General features: G+C 47.3%; 12 protein-coding genes. 7 read left to right on the top strand and 5 right to left on the bottom strand.

The features are described 5' to 3' along the window. Window positions 1–375: 375 nt before the first annotated feature. Window positions 376–1,764, bottom strand: coding sequence for an aminotransferase-like domain-containing protein (locus BIT28_RS19900; RefSeq protein WP_075766689.1), 1,389 nt, complete (start codon window positions 1,762–1,764; stop codon window positions 376–378). A gap of 110 nt (window positions 1,765–1,874) precedes the next feature. Between BIT28_RS19900 and BIT28_RS19895 the strand changes: the two genes are divergently transcribed. The 4 genes from BIT28_RS19895 (at window position 1,875) to BIT28_RS19880 (ending at window position 5,488) form a co-directional block, all read left to right on the top strand. Then, on the top strand, window positions 1,875–2,810 hold the full coding sequence (locus BIT28_RS19895; RefSeq protein ID WP_083651975.1) for a DMT family transporter: 936 nt from the start codon (window positions 1,875–1,877) through the stop codon (window positions 2,808–2,810). Between the two features lie 35 nt (window positions 2,811–2,845). After that, window positions 2,846–3,568, top strand: coding sequence for a PLP-dependent cysteine synthase family protein (locus tag BIT28_RS19890; protein ID WP_217696646.1), 723 nt, complete (start codon window positions 2,846–2,848; stop codon window positions 3,566–3,568). 203 nt (window positions 3,569–3,771) lie between these two features. Next, window positions 3,772–4,794, top strand: a complete 1,023-nt coding sequence (locus BIT28_RS19885; protein ID WP_075766688.1) for a serine O-acetyltransferase — start codon at window positions 3,772–3,774, stop codon at window positions 4,792–4,794. Continuing rightward, complete coding sequence (locus BIT28_RS19880) at window positions 4,778–5,488, top strand: alanyl-tRNA editing protein (protein WP_075766687.1); 711 nt, start codon at window positions 4,778–4,780, stop codon at window positions 5,486–5,488. Before BIT28_RS19885 ends, BIT28_RS19880 begins: the two co-directional genes overlap by 17 nt. A 448-nt stretch (window positions 5,489–5,936) precedes the next feature. Here BIT28_RS19880 and BIT28_RS19875 read toward each other — a convergent pair whose 3' ends face one another. Then, on the bottom strand, window positions 5,937–6,497 hold the full coding sequence (locus tag BIT28_RS19875; RefSeq protein ID WP_075766686.1) for a recombinase family protein: 561 nt from the start codon (window positions 6,495–6,497) through the stop codon (window positions 5,937–5,939). A gap of 243 nt (window positions 6,498–6,740) precedes the next feature. On the opposite strand from BIT28_RS19875, the gene BIT28_RS19870 reads away from it, so the two are divergent. Both BIT28_RS19870 and BIT28_RS19865 read left to right on the top strand, forming a co-directional pair. Then, window positions 6,741–9,779, top strand: coding sequence for a Tn3 family transposase (locus BIT28_RS19870; RefSeq protein ID WP_075766685.1), 3,039 nt, complete (start codon window positions 6,741–6,743; stop codon window positions 9,777–9,779). A 505-nt stretch (window positions 9,780–10,284) separates the two neighbouring features. Next, window positions 10,285–10,500, top strand: a complete 216-nt coding sequence (locus BIT28_RS19865) for a hypothetical protein (RefSeq protein WP_075766684.1) — start codon at window positions 10,285–10,287, stop codon at window positions 10,498–10,500. On the opposite strand, the gene BIT28_RS19860 is transcribed toward BIT28_RS19865, so the two are convergent. Together BIT28_RS19860 and BIT28_RS19855 are read right to left on the bottom strand one after the other, a co-directional pair. Next, on the bottom strand, window positions 10,497–13,619 hold the full coding sequence (locus BIT28_RS19860) for an efflux RND transporter permease subunit (protein ID WP_075766683.1): 3,123 nt from the start codon (window positions 13,617–13,619) through the stop codon (window positions 10,497–10,499). The two genes, BIT28_RS19865 and BIT28_RS19860, sit on opposite strands and share 4 nt — an antisense overlap. Then, complete coding sequence (locus BIT28_RS19855; RefSeq protein WP_075766682.1) at window positions 13,619–14,695, bottom strand: efflux RND transporter periplasmic adaptor subunit; 1,077 nt, start codon at window positions 14,693–14,695, stop codon at window positions 13,619–13,621. Before BIT28_RS19855 ends, BIT28_RS19860 begins: the two co-directional genes overlap by 1 nt. 225 nt (window positions 14,696–14,920) lie before the next feature. Between BIT28_RS19855 and dhaR the strand changes: the two genes are divergently transcribed. After that, complete coding sequence (gene dhaR / locus BIT28_RS19850; RefSeq protein ID WP_075766681.1) at window positions 14,921–16,876, top strand: dihydroxyacetone kinase operon transcriptional regulator DhaR; 1,956 nt, start codon at window positions 14,921–14,923, stop codon at window positions 16,874–16,876. Window positions 16,877–16,937: 61 nt separating this feature from the next. Here the strand turns inward: dhaR and ptsP are convergent, their stop codons facing one another. Next, the gene (gene ptsP, locus BIT28_RS19845; protein ID WP_075766680.1) at window positions 16,938–19,442 is read right to left on the bottom strand and encodes a phosphoenolpyruvate--protein phosphotransferase; all 2,505 of its coding nucleotides are present in this window, start codon (window positions 19,440–19,442) and stop codon (window positions 16,938–16,940) included. Between the last annotated feature and the right edge of the window lie 54 nt (window positions 19,443–19,496).

Here is a 19,496-nt window from a genome sequence, read left to right as displayed (position 1 = left end):
GCTTGAGCCGTATGCAGTGAAAGTTGCACGTACGGTTCTTAGAGGGGCGGCACTTGGTAACAAGTGTCGTCTACTCGACCAAAATTTGTTAACGTAATTACTTACTGACAGATCGCACCAGCGGATTTGCGATACATATTCTCATGTCGAACAGCTAACCAGTGGTGCTCGTTAACTCCCAGAAACGGGTGTTACGCAACAAACTACTTCTAGCCTAGAAGTCGCATTTCTATTTCAAAATGCCATTCTGCTACAACTGACGATTTACTGTCGGGCGAACTTTGTTTTAACAAAGCTCTATATGCTCTAGAGTTACTATAATCATAGTAAAACCAGAAGATTATTGGAGAGCCGTGGGATTAATACGTGTACGAGTTAACTTAATATTGCAGTTTTTAATTTTTCAAAGGCGAATAGAAGGTCCCTATCGTCATTATGGCCACTAATACTGACTCGAATGAATCGGTCTTTATTCTTCTTTGATACAGAAAATGAAGCACAGGTAAGAGCAAATACACCAAAGTTTTTTAAGTTTTCAACTATAACTGAAGCTTTTTTATTTTCTGGCAATTGTAGGTAATAATGAGGACTATATTTGCTAGTTGTGTAATTGATTTTATTCAAAGAGCCCTCAACTATTTGTTTTCTCCTTAAAATTTCATTTTTCTGAATTTTTAAAATCTCAAAAGCCCTGCCACTATTGATAAGTATGGATGCTACTTGGTGGTTAACTGGTGATGCCATCCAACAAGTATCACGTAGCAGATCAGTGGCTTTCTTAGTGAATGTTTCAGGAAAATAAAGATAACCAACCCTTAAACCAGGCATGAAAATTTTACTTAAACTGGTAATCAACATTGTCCTTTCAGGTGCAATCATTTGTATTGGTTGAATGTCTGTTTCTGATAATATGCCGAAAACTGAATCCTCGATAATTACTATGTTATGTTCCCTACAAACATCAACAATCTCTTTTCTGCGGAACTCGGGCATTATCAAACCAGTAGGATTTTGAATTTGAGGACAAAGATATATAGTAGAACAAGAGTTACAACTACAAAAATCGCTGAGTTCGCTAGGTTTCATCCCGAATTCATCAGAGGAAATGCCCACAACCTTGCGACCTAGTTGTTTGCTAATTTGAATTAAGCCAGGGTAGGTGAAGTCATCTGTAACAATGGTATCGCCCGAGTTCGTAGCCATTAACATACTGCATAAAAGAGCATGTTGAGCACCATTTGTACATGCAATCTGACTAACACTCCCCTTTACTCCACTATGTGACAACCAGTTCAATCCTGATTGTCTGTGTTCAATAAAACCTAACTCTGGCCCATATTCTCCTAAGTAGTTATCGAACATCGTTGCAAGGTTTACTTCGTCCTTTACCTTAGCTATTGAATTTAGTACCTCGACAGTATGTATGCTTGAACTCTTTGAAAGGTCGATAGAGGTAAGGTTTCGATGGTAATTTTTAAACTCACCTTCCCCATCGTTCAAGAGTTTGCCGTCATTCACAAAGGTTCCCTTTCCGACAATTCCAATGATTAGTCCTTCCTTTTCAAGCTCCTTGTATGCCTTTGAAACCGTGACGCTTGTCACATTTATCTTCATGGCCAACTGTCTATGCGGTAGTAACTTACTCCCCGGAATAAGTACATTTTCTCTAATTAATCGGGAAATGCACTTATATATTATTCTGTACTTTGGATCGAATGTAGATGATAGCTCTTTAATCAAAATTGATATTATATCATTTCCCATATTGACCAAAACCTTTTACATAAAAATACTAAGTGCTCAGAAGGAGTGTTTATTGACACCCGACACGCTCATACCAAAGCTCATCTTATCACAACGCTAGGTTACATAATATGTCAGAAATAGTAGTGAAAAAGTCTTCCGGTAAACTTGTCGTCCCGGCAATAAAAAAACAGAATTTAATATATTTTATTCTTTATGCAATTGTCTGTGTCTGTTGGGGGACTACTTGGATTGGAATTAAATACGCCACTTTATCAATCCCACCTCTAACTGCATCCGGGATGCGATTTGTTATAGCTTTTCCTTTCTTTTACCTCATCGCTATAAGTAAAAAAGAACCTATTTTATATCCTAAAGGAAAAATGAAGTTTTTCTGGTTTATTACAATGTTTTACTTTTCGCTTCCATATTTCTTGATTGGGTATGCATCGACACATGTTAGCTCAGGTCTGATTTCATTGTTGTTTAGTACAATGCCAGTATTTATTATTATTTTCTCTGCTATCTTTAATAAAGAGAAATGTAATAAACAGCAAATTTTAGGGATATTTATAGGGTTTTCGTCTTTACTGTTAATTATAATAAATCAAGGGATGGATATTGATTTCAATAACTACACAGGGATTATTTTTGTTGCAGGAGCTGCAGCACTACATGGATTGTGTTATGTCCTAACAAGAAAACATGGTCAGAATGTTAGCGTGTTGACCTTTAACACTTTACCTATTGGGTTGGCCGGAATTGGAATGACTACTCTAGGTTATTTCGTAGAAGGGTGGAGTGTTTCAGATTTCAGTTTGCAAAGTATTTTTGGATTATTCTATCTAGGTTTGGTCGCCTCTGTGGGTGGATTCCTAGCTTACTTTTACTTACTTAAAAGAATAAATCCAACAATATTATCTTATGTGTTTGTTATATTTCCTGTAGTTGCAATATATATTGGTTCAACATTTGCCGGTGAGAGTGTAAATAGTACATTTATGATGCTTGTGCTGCTAATGTTGATTGGGATTTCATATACAAAATATCATACATCAGATAAATAATAATTATCAACGTCAGTTGTCATTCGAGGCAGGAAATGATTTCAAATAATATTTTAGAACAAATAGGAAATACACCAATAGTTAGGGTTCAATCGTTGTCTGATGAATTTGACTGCAATGTTTTCATGAAAATGGAGTCATTCAATCCAGGTGGAAGCCACAAAGCTAGAATCGCACTAAACATGATAGAAGATGCAGAATCGAAAGGCATCTTAATACCGGGTTCTGGTCAAACCCTTATCGAAGGGACGGGAGGCAATACTGGACTAGGTTTACTTATGGCTGCCAATTTAAAAGGTTATAAAGTGATCCTAGTCATCCCTGATAACTACTCGCCTCGCAAAATGAAGCTATTAAGGATGTTCGGTGCGAAAGTGATTCAATCTGACAGTAGTTTAGGGAATAACTCTCATGGTGATTTAACTCAGGAAATTCAATCACAGAATCCAGATTTCGTTTGGCTCAATCAGCAAAGGAACTCTGCTAATCCCGGCGCTCATAAGTCTAACACAAGTCAGGAGATATTCTCCCAGATTGGAGCAAATAGTGTCGATTTTATGGTGGCGGGTATTGGTTCTGGAGGTCATATTTCAGGTGTTGGCGAGGAACTAAAGTCTAGGTTTCCAGAAGCGAAAGTTGTTGCCATTGAGCCGGAAGGGTGTTCACTGCTTGAAGATAAACATGTATTCCATCAAATTCAGGGGCTTTCAGTTGGCTTAATACCAGAAACACTAAACACCCAAGTCATAGATAAATAAATTCACGTAGTTTATAACGATTGTGTAAACGAAATTGTAAATTTGGCGCGAAAAGAATCTCTGTCTATAGGTTTATCTACAGCGGCGAATATTGCAGGTATAAAAAAGTTAGCTGGGATAGAAGATGTTAGGGGAAAAAACATTCTTACATTCTGTTATGATAATGTTGACTCTTATATTGATGATATTTCATGGAGTGGATAATGAACAACGATGATTTGCGAGAGCTTTTAATTAGAAAAGTGCATAACTTAATTGGCGAGCATCTCTGTGGTTTTAGATTCAAGAAGGTTTATGACTTTTATCATACTCAAAAATGGTTTTCTGTTCTCGATGAGCTTCTTTTGGATCTTGCGGCTATAGAGTCAAAAGACCCTGCATCAAATGGTATGCTTAAAATGTTAGTCAACACTTCATCAGCATTTTCCGCTATTGTTATATATCGTTTATCTCACATGCTTATTAACATGGATGAAGATCATCAAATCTATGTTGAAGCAGCTTTTAAGCTGACTGAAATCTCAAGGCAAAGGTTTGGAATAGATATTCATCCCAGAGCAAGAATTGGACATAGCTTGGTGTTAGATCACTCGTATGGAATTACAATTGGTGAAACATCAATTATTGGTGATAATTGCTATATTCTTGGAGGAACCATTATAGGGGCTCGAGGCATAGCAAGTAATGAACGTCGTCAACGTCACCCATCAATTGGAAATAATGTTGAAGTCGGTGCATATACTCGGATACTAGGACCAATAAATATCGGAGATAATGTAATCATTTCTCCATATTCTGTGATTACGTCAGACATCAATAGTAATTCTATTGTTCGCGTAAGCAATCAAGTTCAAGTTATTAACTCCAAGGAGAGCATTAAGCCCTTTCACGCATCAGCGATTGTTAACCACATGAATGAGTTGATAGTATATTCAAAAGGATTTAACTTAGAGAGTTGTCATTTTATTGATATGAACAACGAAGTTATTGAATGTATAGAATGTTATATACAAAACACTGATGAAGAAGGTGTTCATAAAGTTGATATTACATTTGATGAATCAATAAATATCGCTTTTCATCGAAAACCTAATATGTTTATAACCGGTTCAGATACATCCAATGGAACCCAAGCTAGTCTTTATATGCTAAATATTTATGGCCTGTATAACCTTTTGAAGTCAAAACAGCCATCAATTAAGGATCAATATGTTGAATATGCCTAATCAACCGTTGTACATCGATAACCAAGATATTCTAGAATTTAATGCAACGGTTACTTCAATATCACAGAATATCGTAACGTTTTCAGAAACATACTTTTACCCAAGGAGTGGAGGTCAATCTAGCGACCAAGGTATTCTAACCTTGCCTACTGGAGAAACCTTGGGGATAGTTGAAGTCTTTTATTCTGATGACGGATCAGAAATACTCCATAAAGTATCAGAGCCTATAATGGTCAATTTCGTTGGACATAAAGTTTCGCTTTCAATCGATGAAGAATTAAGATCTAATCATGAAAAAATGCACACTACATTGCATTTAGTTACTTCGTTTATAAAAGCCCCTGTTACCGGGTGTAGAATATTCGGTAATGAGTGCAAAATTGACTTCAATCTACCTGAGTTAACTATTACAAAGGAGGATATTAATCGATATATTGAAGAATGTGTGAGTTTTGACCTGAATGTTAGTTCAAGAAATATGAGTGCCAGCGAATACAGGAATTCAAAATTATATAACTCCGTTATCGGGTGTCCTGCTGAATCTAATCTAAGAATAATCACAATTGACTCTATTGATTCTCAACCTTGCTGCGGAACACATGTGAATTCAACAAGAAATATAGGTAAAATTGAATGCTTCAAGATAAAAAGTCATGGAAAGAAAAACCGTCGTTTTTCATTTAGACTCCTATAAGTGTTTTGAATTATATTGTTTATTATAGTTCGATTAAGCTACTAATAAGCTATCTCATCGGCAGGAACTTAAGCAACGGGCCTTTCTAAAGTTCCATCTTAGGTCCTGTCTTTTCTTTGATTTTTAATTATTGTGAGTTAGGCGGTCAACTAAGAGATAGAACTATTTTAACTTTTAAGTGTGTGATAGTTTTGTATGTTTATAATTATTTCGTACAGTGACAGTCACCACTATCGTGTTGCGCATTGCTCAAAATTGTCCGTTTCCGTGCAAATCGACCACCGATAGAAAACGGTGGTCGCTGTTTTTGGGATACTTGTACTAATTCATCAGTAGCTAATTTAGCAAAACTACCGGCACGTTTATGTCCAATTTTGAGTTACGATACCAGCTGGCCGACAAACAGTTTGCTCTGTGTGCGATATCTGGGGCAAGATGCCAGCTTCGATCATTTGCCTTTGGCCGACTCGATATATTTGTAGAGTGTCGGTTTTGAGATACCCATCATTTCGCAAATCTGCCCCACTGTGTGTTCTTTCTCGCCATAGAGTTTTACAGCCAAAGCCTGCTTGTCTGTGGTGAGTGCTTTGGGACGGCCACCTTTACGCCCCCTAACTCTTGCTGCTTGAAGCCCTGCCTGAGTTCTTTCCCTAATAAGGTTGCGCTCGAATTCTGCCAAAGCTCCAAATAAATGAAATATCAACTTGCCGGAACTTGTCGAGGTATCGATAGACTCCTGAAGGCTTTTCAAGCCAATGCCTCGGGATTCTAGGCTCGTCACCATTTCGATGAGATCTTTCAAAGATCGGCTGAGACGATCCAATCGCCACACGACGATGATGTCACCTTTCCGCACATACTGCAGCGCCTGTTCCAGACCCGGACGCTCCGATTTTGCACCACTGATGTGATCTTCAAATAGTTTCTCACATCCGATCTGATTAAGGGCATCCTTTTGCAAAGCTAGATTTTGATCGTCTGTTGAGACGCGTGCATAACCGATCAGCATGGCTTTCCTTAGAAAAGGTTAATTTAGTCGTTATACTCAGGAGTATTTTAACATTGTTTTCTTTACTGAGTATGTTTACTGCCTTATTCCCGAAGTATGGTCATTATTGACCTACGCTTCGCCAAGTAAATAAAACCCTCGTTTTATTTACTTGGCAGATATTCAATAGGCAAAATATTTTTACTCCAGACATTTACCACCCAGAACCAGAAAGCACTAAGAAATTAAGGGCAGCAGGTATACATGACAAACGGTATGGGTAAGCGGATACAACTCCTGACGGAAGAAGAGATCGATGAACTATATCGATTACCTGTATTCAGCCAGATCGAGCGGGAGGAATACTTCTCTTTAGATGACAGTCTGCTGACCATTGTCGACGGGCTACAAAAAACAGAAACCAAAATATATATGATCCTCCTTATCGGGTATTTTAGGGCAAAACCTGTGATACCCCGGTTTCGGTTGTGTGATGCAGAAGAAGATACACGTTATATCTGCGACGCCTTCAAACTCGACATACCGAGGTGGGATTGGACTGTCTCCAAGGGAGCAAGGGCTGGTATGGTGTCAAAAATGCTCTCTGTTCTAGGGTTTCGCCCGCTGAAACATGAACAAACCCGTCGGCTGTCCCTTCGGCTAGCCGATGTGGCCACTATTAGCACGGAGCCGAAATACATTCTTGATGAATGCCTAGCATTTCTCGGTCAGAATCGCATCACTCTGCCGGGCTACAGTACTCTGCAGGATCTTGTGACGTCGGCCTTGACGGCAGAAAGGAACCGTACCTCCCAGATATTGTCAGAAAGAATGTCTGCGATAACCCAGGAAAAACTCAGCCATATATTGAATGGCAAGGGGATATTAAGCGGTCTGTCAGGATTAAGAGGAACAGCCCGAGATTTCAGTGCATCAGAATTGGAGAGTGAACTGAACACAATGCAACTCCTTCGTACAGTCTATCCGGAGGTGAAACAGTTGTTGGCTGAACTCGGTCTGTCTCGTGGAAATATGATTTATTACTCTTCTCTTGTCCGGACGGGCTCAACCTTCCAGCTACGACGGTATCCCAAGTGGCAGGGGCTGCTCTACCTTTCCTGCTATATCTTCTACCGTTACCGGGAAGCCAATGATCGGCTGGTATCGAGTTTTAACTACCTAGTCAGAAAACATCACGAGTCCCGGATAGAATCCGCCAAGTCGCGTGTTGCCAAAGAGCTGGACGTTATTCAGGATACGCTTAAATCTGCTGGAAATGTCCTCAGATATTTTACCGACGACAGTATCAGTGACGACATGACTTTCGGGGAGATCCGAAAAATTGCCTTCTCCACAATGAGCCAGGAAGAAATGTTTCTGGTCAGCTCCCATCTGGTTGATGGCCGCTTTAACCGGGCGGATTACCAGTGGCAATACACTGACAGCCAGTCACGCAAGACAGCAGGTAGCCTGAGAAAATTGTTTCTGGCTATCGACATTGAATGTGAGGCTGGCCAGCCAGCTCTAAATGCACAAATTTCAAATGCAAGGACAGAGCTACGCGCCGATAGGAAACTGACGTCGATGGATCTTAGGCTAGTGACGCATAAAGATTTGGAACACCTCGTTGCTGACGGAGAGACCAATCCCATCAGGTTTGAATATTACCTTTATCGTAAAATCGCAGGAATGATAGAGAGTGGCAACGTGTATGTCAGTGAAAGTGAGCGTAACAAACGACTTGAAGATGATCTTATCCCTGTAGACTTATGGGAAAAGGAAAAATCGTCTCTGATAGAGAATACAGGGCTTGAACGGCTCTCCAATTCTATTGGGCACACCCTGGCAGAGCTTGAGAGTAGCTTTGTTGAAAAGCTGAGCAAGGTAACTGCTAACATAAACGCGGATGCTAATGATTTTGTCCGTGTTAAGCCCCGTTCCAGCCGTCTTGCCTGGAGTTTGGCAAACCGACGTTGGAAAACGCCATTGGACAACCCCGTATACAGCCAAATTCAGCATATGGGGATCATTGACATCATGAACTACGTCAGCAAAAAAACTGGGTATCTTGATGCATTCGAGAGTCTCTCATCAAGAAAAAGAAACACGGAAGCGAGAAGTCACGATCTTATTGCCTGCATCTTTGGAAATGGTGCAAACTACGGCCTGCATCGCCTTGCCTCTTCGTCAGACAGAAGTATCGGTGTTCTGCGGACTGTCAATGACAGCTACATCAGACCGGAAACAACCGGGGCAGCTAATGATCTGATCTCGAATGCTCTCGCCAGACTCCCCATTTTCCGCTACTACACCATCAATGAATCGGCACCGTTTGGCAGTATCGATGGACAGAAACATGCGTGTCGTATTAATACGTTTAAAGCAAGGTACTCCGCAAAGTATTTCCGGAAAGGCAAAGGGGTTTCTGCTATGACGCTGGTGTCAAATCATGTGCCTTTGAATACAATTGTGATATCGGCCAATGAATACGAAGGACACTACGCGTTTGACTTACTGTACAACAACAGCAGTGACATTCAGCCTAGGTCACTGGCTACAGACAACCACGGCACCAATAATGTGAATTTCGCTATCTTGGATATTTTTGGATACCAGTTTTCACCCAGGTACGCCAAGTTCAAGCATGCCTTTGAAAACCTGTTTGAGGTAAACATAGATGGAGAGCTTGATATTAGGCTTAAAAAACCAATCCGAATAAAGCTAATCAAAGAAGAATGGGGCCGGATCCAACATATTGCCTGCTCTCTGAGCCGTAAATCAACGGAACAGCACGTTATCATACGAAAGCTGTCAAACAGTAAGCGGGGTAGCCGGACTCTCGCTGCACTGCGTGAATATGACCGCTTGATAAAGTGCCTCTACATGCTTGACTATATTGACAGAAAAGATTTGAGGCAGTTTGTTCAGCAGGCGCTGAACCGTGGCGAAGCCTACCATCAACTCCGCCGTGCAATAGGCAACCTCAACGGGGATCAGTTACGAGGTGGGAGTGATTACCAGATTGAGCAATGGAATGATTGTGCCCGCCTGATTGCCAACTGCATTATCTACTATAATTCGGCACTGTTGTCGGGTCTTGTAGAGCGTTTCGAGAAGCAGAAAAATGACAGCGTAATCGAGTTATTATCGAATATTTCGCCGGTCGCCTGGGGTCATATTCAATTGACGGGGCATTATGTATTCGAGGAAAAAGAAGACATGCTGAATCTGGAAAATATGCTCGAAAGTGTGAATCCCCTAACCTCAGACACAGAGGTAAACAATATTTCTTCTGTAGCCTAATTCAATCATAAAATGAGAATGAACTTTTCGGGGAAATGTGCGCAAACCCCCTATATGACTGTTTTAATCCTTTTTTTATAAAATGTCGCCAATTTTTGGAACAAATATCACATTTTGTGATTTGGTTATATGCATATCAATGCACTTAATGGCTATCAATTGGTAAAGGAAGACATTATCGACGAAACAGAGATCCCAGAGGTTCTTCCAGGCCACCTTCATCATTCAATTAACCGCCTAGATTGAAGCGACTCTTGTTTACCCCAGAATGTAACAAAAAATGGTAAAAAATTAACAACGAGTGAATTCGGTAAATTAAGAGGCCGAACTTTAAAAGATAAAAAGATATGATCAACGGTGTATCTACTTGACTGTTTTATCTAATTAAAAAAACGATGTGTGACAAACTTCTCATCATTTCGACATCTGATTGTCATATTCACTACCGATACTACAACCACACTTTGATTGGTATTAACCTGAATAAATGGCTGTGGAGTGTAAAATGCGTAATGTAAATATTGTTCCCGACAAGACCCCAAAAAAACCTCAGCAAAACAGAGCTCAACAACAGCCTATGGGGTTTAGTGAATTTAATCACTGTATTGATATTCTATTCTCTGGCTTACCCAGCCTCTCACGCACGCAGCAATCGGGTACGGACGAAGCAACAGATTCCGCTATCTGGCACTCTGAATTTTTCAGCTACCAAGCCGCCTAGCCCAGATTTTTAAACTCAACAGTATTATCTTCAGCAAGTTGTTGTTCCAGCTCACGTGCCACAAACTCTGGGCTGTTGGTATGACGCGCCAACAAACTATAAACAACGGGGATCACCAGCAAAGTAAAGAAAGTCGCTACCAATATCCCGGTCAATACAACGATACCAATCACCAACCGTGTTTCGGCACCCGCACCGGTAGCCAGGATCAAGGGAACAGCTCCTGCTGCCGTGGTGATCGCCGTCATCAAAATCGGCCGTAAGCGAGCCGCAGAAGCCTCCACAATCGCCAGTTCAAACTTGGTTCCCTGATCGCGCAGCTGGTTGGCAAACTCAACAATCAATATCCCGTTTTTCGCCGCCAGCCCGACCAGCATGATGATACCGATCTGCGAATAGATGTTCAGACTCTGATCGGTGAAATATAACCCCAGCAAAGCCCCGAATGTCGCCAGGGGCACCGTCAGCATAATGACCAGCGGGTGAATATAACTTTCAAACTGTGCCGCCAGCACCAAAAATACCACCACCAGTGCCAAGGCAAAGACAAACAATACCGAGGTGCTGGAATCTTGATAATCCTGCGACGCGCCTTTGTAGTTTACAACCGCATCGGCAGGCAGATATTGCCGGACCAGATCATTGAGGTAGGCCAGGCCATCTCCCAGGGTATACCCCTCTGCCAGGTTGGCCTCTAAGGTAATAGCCCTTACCCGGTTATAACGGTTAAGCTGGGGGGCGCTGGCGAATTCCGTCACGGTGATCAGGCTGGCAAGCGGGATCAGTTCATCACTGCGGTCCGAACGAACGTACAAATTACTGAGATCCGCCGCCGTATTCTGTCTTTCACGCTGTCCCTCAATCACCACGTCATACTCTTCGCCACGCCACTTGTAGGTCGTCACCAACCGCGAGCCCAGCATCGACTCCAGCGTCTGGCCGATTTCCCGCAGCGACACACCGAGATCCCCGGCCCGGTCCCGATCGATCTGAATACGCAGTTGAGGCTTGGTTTCCTTGTAATCATGATCAATACCGGTAAGCTGCGCGTTGGCAGCGACTTTATCGAGCAAGATATCCCGCCACTGGGCCAGTTCTTCATAGCTGCCGCCGCCCAAGACAAATTGCACCGGTTTGCCCACCCCGCGGCCAAACGGCTGCCGCATCACCGGAAAGGCGCGTACACCAGCCAAATCAGCCAACTGCCGCCGAATATCTCCGATTATTGCCGAAGCTCCGCGTCGCTTGGCCCAATCTTCCAGCACCACAATGGCAAAACCGTTGGAAAAATCCTCAATCCGCCCCCATCCTCGCGGGGCACGTACCAGGAGGCGCTTGATTTCGCCGGATGCCACCAGAGGCATTAACCGGTGCTCAATCTCATTCATGTACGGCTGCATAAATTCGTAGCTCGCCCCCTGCGGGCCGTTGATGATGATAAACATTGCTCCCCGATCTTCCCTCGGGGCAAACTCCGACGGGATCCGGCTCGCCAGCCAGCCACTGCCGGCCAAGGCTAACATCATGACCCCGACAATCAGATAGGGACGCTTGAGCCAGCTATCTAAGACCTGCCGATAAAAGGCCGTAACCGACACCAAAATACGACCGACCTTCCTCACCAGCCAGGGCTCATGTTCTACTTTCCGCATGATCTTGGAGCCCATCATCGGGCTCAACGTCAGGGCAACCAGCGACGACAAAATCACGGCAGTACTGATAGCTATCGAGAACTCGCGAAACAACTTGCCCAGATCGCCCTCCAAAAAGCCCACCGGCAAAAACACCGATACCAAGACAGCCGTTGTGGCAATAATGGCAAAACTGACCTGCCGGGCACCAAGGAAAGCAGCCTTGAGCGGCGGCTCTCCCAGCTCAATCCGGCGGTGAATATTCTCCAGCATCACAATCGCATCATCGACTACGATACCGATAGCCAAAATCAGTGCCAGCAAGGTCAAAAGATTAATGGTAAAGCCCAGCGCATACAGCACGATGAAACTGCCGATCAAAGACACCGGCAGCGTCAGCGCGGGGATCAGCATCGCACGGACGCTGCCGAGAAAAAGATAAATCACCAGTACCACCAGCAGCAGGGCAATAAACAAGGTTTTATAGACCTCGTCTATCGAGGCCTGGATAAAGACTGACGAATCATAGGATCGTTTGATTTCCATCCCCTCGGGCAGGGTGGGATTGAGTCTGTCGACCATATCGTTAACAGCCTTGGCCACCTGTAGGGTGTTTGCCGTCGACTGCCGGTTAATACCCAGACCAATCATATCCTGAGTATTACCGCGAAAGGTGATGCGCTCCTCTTCAGCAGCCAACGCCACCCGGGCAACGTCACCAAGCCGAATCAGGTAGCCATCGGCTCCCGCCCCGACCACCAGCTTGGCAAAGTCTTCCGGCGCCACGAAACTGCGCTGGGTACGGATAGAAAACTGCCGGCTCTGCGATTCAAGGGAACCGGCCGGTAGCTCGACATTATCGGCTCTCAGGGCATCTTCGATGTCTGCCACGGTCAAGCCTCTGGCCGCCAACTTCTGCCGGTCGAGCCAGATCCGCAAGGCATATTCCTTGCCACCACCAATCCGGATATTGGCCACGCCGTCGATCACCGAAAAGCGATCGACAAGGTAGCGCCGGGCGTAGTCGGTCAGCTCCAGGGTTCCCATCCGGTCGGAAACGAGGTTCAACCACATGATCACTTCCGAGCTCCCCGCCGCTTTTTGTACTTCCGGCGGCTCGGCCTCTTCCGGCAGATTGTTCAGGACCCCTGAAATCCTATCCCGGACATCATTGGCCGCCGCATCGATATCGCGGCCAATTCCAAACTCCAGGGTAACCGTCGAACGACCGTCGCGGCTTTGCGAGCTGATATTGCGGATCCCTTCCAGGCCGGAGATCCTGTCTTCTACCAGTTGGGTAATACTGGTTTCGACAATCGCTGCCGACGCCCCGCGATAATTGGTCGAGACGGTAACGATAGGTGGATCGATATTGGGGTACTCGCGCAGCGGCAGCTTGTCATAGGCCACCAGGCCGAAGGTGATCAGCAGCAGGCTGATCACCGAGCCAAACACCGGCCGTTTGACCGATATATCCGTCAGCAACATCAGCCCGCCTCCTGGTAGCTAAACCGCTCGCTGGTACGGGTCTCGACAACCTGGCCCGGCCTCACCCGCTGGATGCCCCGGGTGATGATTTGCTCGCCCTCCGCCACGCCCCCGAGAATCTCGGCTTCCCCCCGGCTGCGAAAGCCGATATCAACCTGGCGCTGTTCAACAACATTGTCACTGTTGACGACAAACACATAGTTATGACGCTGACGGGGTACCAAAGCCTCCTCCGGCACCACCAGCCCCACTCTCTTCTCGACAATCAGACTCAGGGTCATGAGCATTCCGGGGCGGAGCATTAAATCAGGGTTGTTAATTTCAGCCCGCACGACAATCGCCCGCGTCAACGGGTTAACCCGGCTGTCAATGCCCGTTACTCGACCGGCAAACTGGCGCTTGGGAAATGCAGCAACCTGTCCCTCGATGTCCGATCCCAGCCGCAATTGGCCGATAAACTGCTCCGGTACCGTAAAATCAAGATTCACCTTGGCAAGATCATCGAGTGTCGTGATCATCGTTCCGGGTGTTAACAGCGCTCCGGGGCTGATTTGGCGAAACCCCAGCACACCGGCAAACGGCGCCTGAATAAATCGGGCATCCAGCTCTGCCTGATTCTGCGCCAACACCGCGCGGGCGATCTCAATATCGGTATAGAGCTTATCCAGCTCGGAGCTGGCAACCGTATTGCTCCTGACCAGCCCTTCAATCCGTTTATACTCGCGCTGCTGCTCTTTCAGGTTGGCCTTGGCTGCACGCACCTTGGCCTTCTGCTCCCCCGATCTCAAGGTGACCAGCAAATCACCGGCACTCACCAATTGACCGTCACGAAAGTGGACCTGTTCAACTTTCTCGGTAACCTTTGCCGACAGCACCACCGACTCACGGGATTTTATCGTCCCCAGCGCCTCGACTTCGCGGCGGACGCTCTGGCGGCTCACCACCGCCACTACAACGCTCGGCGTACCGCCACCTCGCGATGCCGAAGGCCCCAGGTTGCGTCCCTGTTCCTTATACCAAACCCCGGCCACCAAGCCGGCCAGCAATATCATGCCGATGATCAATGTTATTTTCATGGTCCCTGCCTGAAAAAGGAGTAACTGCGCCACCGTACCCCAGCCTGGTAGATAGTTATTTTTTAAGTATAGTGCGGTGGTAACTACCTGATATCAATGAACAGGAAACAGACGAACACCCAGTTTTTCCACCCTTGAATCCATCGTTTTCCAATCCGGGCATCATTCTTTTGCTGAGCATAACGCTACAATGCTGCCCACATTGAACCAGTCGCTATATTTTCTATGCACCCTCGCCAAGCATTGACCAAGGCCATTTGGCACGCATTTGTCTCGCAACCGTCTGTCGAGGCCAGCCTTCCCGATATTGATCCGCATTTACAGCAGGTCTGGGCACGATGCCGCCGCCAGCAGCGCCATGATCACTGGCCAAGGCCTCACCGGGCCAAAGGCGTCACCTTCGATTCGATTCTGAAAAGCAAAGCGGCATTGATGAATGTTGCCGTTCCGGCCATTGAAGATATTTACGAATACCTGGAAAACGACAGCTGCGCCTTGCTGATCTGCGATGAAACCGGCTGTACCCTCTACAGCTGTGCGACTGCCGATATGCAGCATAAACTCCATAATCTCGGGATTCTGGAGGGCAGTTACTGGCGGGAAGGTATTATAGGCAACAACGCAGTTTCCAGTGCCAGGCACCTTGCCAAGGCCACCCAGACCATCGGCTATGAACATTTCAAGCAGGCACTGCACGACTTTGCCGTCTATGCCGCTCCGGTGTTTGACGGTAACGGCTCGGCGCAGGGCTGTATTGCCCTGGTACTGCCAGCCGAGAAAGCCAGTGTGTCCGCTCTGGGCCTGATCCACTCTGCCGCACGCGACATTGCCAGCCAGGTGCGCGCCGACAATATGCTGACGGAGTCAAACCAGCACCTGTCCGAGGTACATGTCCTGCTAGAAGGCGTAGCAGAAGGTGTGCTGGCATGGTACCCCAACGGAAAAATCCATTACCTGAACCGCAAGGGGCGTGAATTGCTGGGGCTGGGAGCCGGGGAATCAGGCAGAGATATCAGCACCGTGATGACACTGCCGCAGAGCATCCAGCAGGCCATCAGACGCGGCAAAGGGGTTGATATGGTTGAAACCACCATCGAATGCAAGGGCAAGCTGATCCCCCTGGTGGTATCGCTCAAAATTGTAAAAAATGATCAGAATGAAACCCACAGCTACATTGCCCTGCTCTATCCGCTCAAACATATTCGAGATCTGATCCATCACCACGCAGGAAACCGCGCAAGGCTGACATTCGACGATATCGTCGGAGTCTCAGACGCCATGCAACGGACAATACGCCAGGCTCGCCATGCGGCCAGAGGGCGCGGCCCCGTCCTGCTTCACGGCGAGGACGGGCTGGGAAAAAGCCATCTAGCCCAGGCAATTCACAACGCCAGCGACAGGCAGGATCAGCCATTTATCGCCATCAACTGCCAGGCGATCCCCAAGGAGCTGATGGCCACGGAGTTTTTGGGCGCCATACTGGAAGGAGACAGTGCCGCGGCATCAAAATTCGAGCTGGCCCACGGCGGCACCCTGTTTCTCGATCAGGTGGAGTGCCTTTCCGCCGAGGTACAGGCCGCCCTGCTTCACTTGCTAAAGACCGGTCTGCTCAACAGGATGAACGGTAACATTGTGTCGGTCGACGTCCGTATTATTGCCTCGTCGACGATCGATCTCGCCCAGGCCGTCACGGAGAAGCATTTCCGCGGACAGTTACTCCTGGAACTCCAGACGTTTGATATTCCGGTTCCGCCACTAAGGGAACGTAGAGAAGATGTGGCGGCACTGGTGGAAAGAAACCTCATGCTTCTCACGGCCGAGAAAAAACACCCTTTACATGCCAGCCAGGAGGCCATGTCGTATCTTGAAAACTACCGCTGGCCCGGTAACCACCGTGAGCTTCGAAACGTTATCGAACGAGCCGCCAACTTTGCCCAAGGCACGCTCATTCAGGCCGGCGATCTGCCTGATAGTATCCTTCTTACCGCCACCGAAGATCCAGACAAAGGCCAGCCGCAGTCGTCCAATAACCTGGCAGACGCAGAGCGAAATACCATCATTCGCTCTGCGATTCTCTGCCGCGGGACAATCAGCAAGATGTGCGACGATCTTCAAATCAGCAGAACGACGCTGTGGCGCAAGCTGAAACACTACGGCCTCGAGATGAGTGATTACAAGTAGCACATATACCCATGCTGCCTCAAGATGCTAATTTCAGCACCTTGAGGTAACTTGGGTATAATTACAGCAATGCCATGACTTGTTTCAATGTGCTGGCACGGAGCACCTCTTGCACCTGCTCCGTGGCCTGTTTGCTCTCTGTCGCCCTGACCGCCTGCTTAACCGCTGCGATACGATTCGGGCTCATGCTCAGCTCACTTACCCCCATGCCGATCAACGCCTTGGTCAATTTGGGATCGCCAGCCATCTCACCACAGATCCCGACAGAGATCCCCGCCTCCCGGGCGGCCTGCGCCGTCTGCTCAATCATTCGCAATACCGCGGGCTGCGCGGCAGAGACCAGATAGGAAACCCTGTCGTTGCCCCGGTCTGCAGCCATCACATACTGGGTAAGATCATTGGTGCCGATGCTGAAAAAGCTTACCTCCTCGGCCAGCTGTCTGGCATTGGCCACTGCCGCCGGTACCTCAATCATAATACCGATTTTCGGCATCACAGCCGGGATCCCGCTATGCTGCAGGGCTTCGTAACAGCTATTGAGCAGATATTTGGCCTGGTTCAGCTCCTCCATGGTCGCTACCATGGGGAACATGACCTGCAAGTTGGAACACTTGGCCCGGGCCCGTAACAGAGCATTAAGCTGTAGCCTGAACACGTCAACATTCTGCAGACACAGGCGCAAACCACGGCAACCGAGGTACGGGTTTTCCTCTTCTCCCTGCTGCATGTAAGTCAATGGCTTGTCGCCACCAATATCCAGGGTGCGGATAATGACGGGCTTGTCGCCAAACGTCTCTGCTATTTGGCAGTAGGTTTCAAACTGGCTCTGTTCGGAAGGGGGCTGATCGCTGCCCATAAAAATGAACTCGCTGCGCACCAGCCCAACCCCTTCGGCACCAAGCGCTATTGCCTGCTCGGCCTCCTCCTGACTGGCCAGGTTGGCATAAATATCGATTGTCCTGCCATCCAGTGTCGTTGCCTTTTCCATGGTCTTCGCCATGGCCAGCTCACCCTGAGTCTCAAACTCGTCCTGCTCACGGCGTGCTTTTTCAAGCCGTTGCGCCGTTGGGGTCAGCCACACCTCGCCACTACCGCCGCGAAGAACGGCAACCTGACCTTCCTGGCTTTGGGCCATTATTCCCGACAGCCCGACAACCGCAGGAATACCGAGAGATCGAGCCAGAATCGCCGAATGCGAGGTACTTCCTCCCTGCTCGAGGATAATGCCTTTCACCATAGCCGGATCCAAACGGGCTGTATCTGAGGGCGACAAATCGGTTGCGACCAGGATCACCGGCTCGGAAAGCTCGATGGGTTGCTCGCCCTCACCGGTCAGCAGCCCCATCACCCGGCGACCGACGTCATAGACATCATTGGCTCGCGCCTTCATATAGTCACTGGATGAGCTTTCATAAGCCTGCGCGGTTTGCTCGATAAGCTGAGACCAGGCGACTTCCACATTCACCGCTTCTTTTAGTCGCTGCCGTATCGTGTCCACCAGCTCGGGATCGGTCAAAATCTGGCTATGGGCGGTAAAAATATCACTATCGGACTGCGATCCTTTCTCTGCCGTCTGCTCGGCCAGTTCAGCCAAAGTCTGCAGGGCTGCGCCACTGGCTTCAGAAAATAAGGCCCATTCACGTCCGTAACCGAGGTAGTCTCGCTCCCGGGCTTTGGGCATACTGACTTTGTAATGCCAGACAGGTGCTATCGCGATCCCTTCGGAGGCACCAATCGCATTCAGGCGGCCATCCTGGTGACGACTCACTTGTCCTTTGGCTGTTTTTGTCGGCACCCGATCGGCCTGAACATCCGGTTTGTCTATCGACTCGTTAAAATGGTTTTCCGCCAGAGAAACAAAAGCCTGCAGAGCCTGTTGAGCCTCATTGCCGTTGGCAATACAGGTCAGGCTGTCACCTTGCTCTACGCCCAAAAGCGCAATACTGTTGATACTCCTGGCACTGACACGCTTGCCGTGGCATTCAAGCCAGACCTGGGCGTCATAGGGGCTGACAGCCCCCACAATGGCAGAAGCTGGCCTGGCATGGATCCCGTGAGGGTTTCTCACCCGCCACTCGAAAGCCATCTCTTCTTCGGTTGCAGATTGAAGTAACGGCTCGCCGCTCTGCTCACCGTCCTTGCCGGGAAGATGAGCCGTCTGTTCCAGCAAGGTGTATTTCGCCACCAGCGCATTATGTGCTTCACTGCTCACCTCTTCCAGAGACATCCCGGCTGCGGCAGCCACACAGGCAGACATACAGCCTTCTATCAACGGTGCCGCACAGACATAAACGTTGGCCGCCTGCTCGCTATCAAGCAACTCCAGGGCGGTATCGGTGCTTAGGATCGCGCTGCCCATGTCCACCAATACCAATACACCTTGTGGTGTATAAACTTCTTCGATAGCCATCATCACGGCGATAGCATCAGTGCCGATTGGGTTGTCGGGATCATCCACCCCTGCCGCGACGGCGATCTTGATCTTGCCCTGAGTCATTTGGGATGCCAGGGCATGGACACCTTTGGCCAAGTCCGGGCTGTGGGAAACAATTACAATACTGACCATAATCTAACCTTAACTGAGGTGGCCTGATGCCACCTCGAACCGCAAAGAAACGCG

It is taken from the genome of Photobacterium proteolyticum (assembly GCF_001939735.1).
Taxonomy (GTDB): Bacteria; Pseudomonadota; Gammaproteobacteria; order Enterobacterales; family Vibrionaceae; genus Photobacterium; species Photobacterium proteolyticum.
This window is presented reverse-complemented; position numbering and strand designations above follow the sequence as displayed.

What these genes read in the sequence shown, in the direction of transcription:
- BIT28_RS19890 (WP_217696646.1), top strand. Translation starts at nt 2,846, where the DNA reads ATGATTTCAAATAATATTTTAGAACAAATAGGAAATACACCAATAGTT.
- BIT28_RS19865 (WP_075766684.1), top strand. Translation starts at nt 10,285, where the DNA reads ATGCGTAATGTAAATATTGTTCCCGACAAGACCCCAAAAAAACCTCAG.
- BIT28_RS19870 (WP_075766685.1), top strand. Translation starts at nt 6,741, where the DNA reads ATGACAAACGGTATGGGTAAGCGGATACAACTCCTGACGGAAGAAGAG.
- ptsP (WP_075766680.1), bottom strand. Translation starts at nt 19,442, where the DNA reads ATGGTCAGTATTGTAATTGTTTCCCACAGCCCGGACTTGGCCAAAGGT.
- BIT28_RS19895 (WP_083651975.1), top strand. Translation starts at nt 1,875, where the DNA reads ATGTCAGAAATAGTAGTGAAAAAGTCTTCCGGTAAACTTGTCGTCCCG.
- BIT28_RS19885 (WP_075766688.1), top strand. Translation starts at nt 3,772, where the DNA reads ATGAACAACGATGATTTGCGAGAGCTTTTAATTAGAAAAGTGCATAAC.
- BIT28_RS19880 (WP_075766687.1), top strand. Translation starts at nt 4,778, where the DNA reads ATGTTGAATATGCCTAATCAACCGTTGTACATCGATAACCAAGATATT.
- dhaR (WP_075766681.1), top strand. Translation starts at nt 14,921, where the DNA reads ATGCACCCTCGCCAAGCATTGACCAAGGCCATTTGGCACGCATTTGTC.
- BIT28_RS19900 (WP_075766689.1), bottom strand. Translation starts at nt 1,764, where the DNA reads ATGGGAAATGATATAATATCAATTTTGATTAAAGAGCTATCATCTACA.
- BIT28_RS19860 (WP_075766683.1), bottom strand. Translation starts at nt 13,619, where the DNA reads ATGTTGCTGACGGATATATCGGTCAAACGGCCGGTGTTTGGCTCGGTG.
- BIT28_RS19855 (WP_075766682.1), bottom strand. Translation starts at nt 14,695, where the DNA reads ATGAAAATAACATTGATCATCGGCATGATATTGCTGGCCGGCTTGGTG.
- BIT28_RS19875 (WP_075766686.1), bottom strand. Translation starts at nt 6,497, where the DNA reads ATGCTGATCGGTTATGCACGCGTCTCAACAGACGATCAAAATCTAGCT.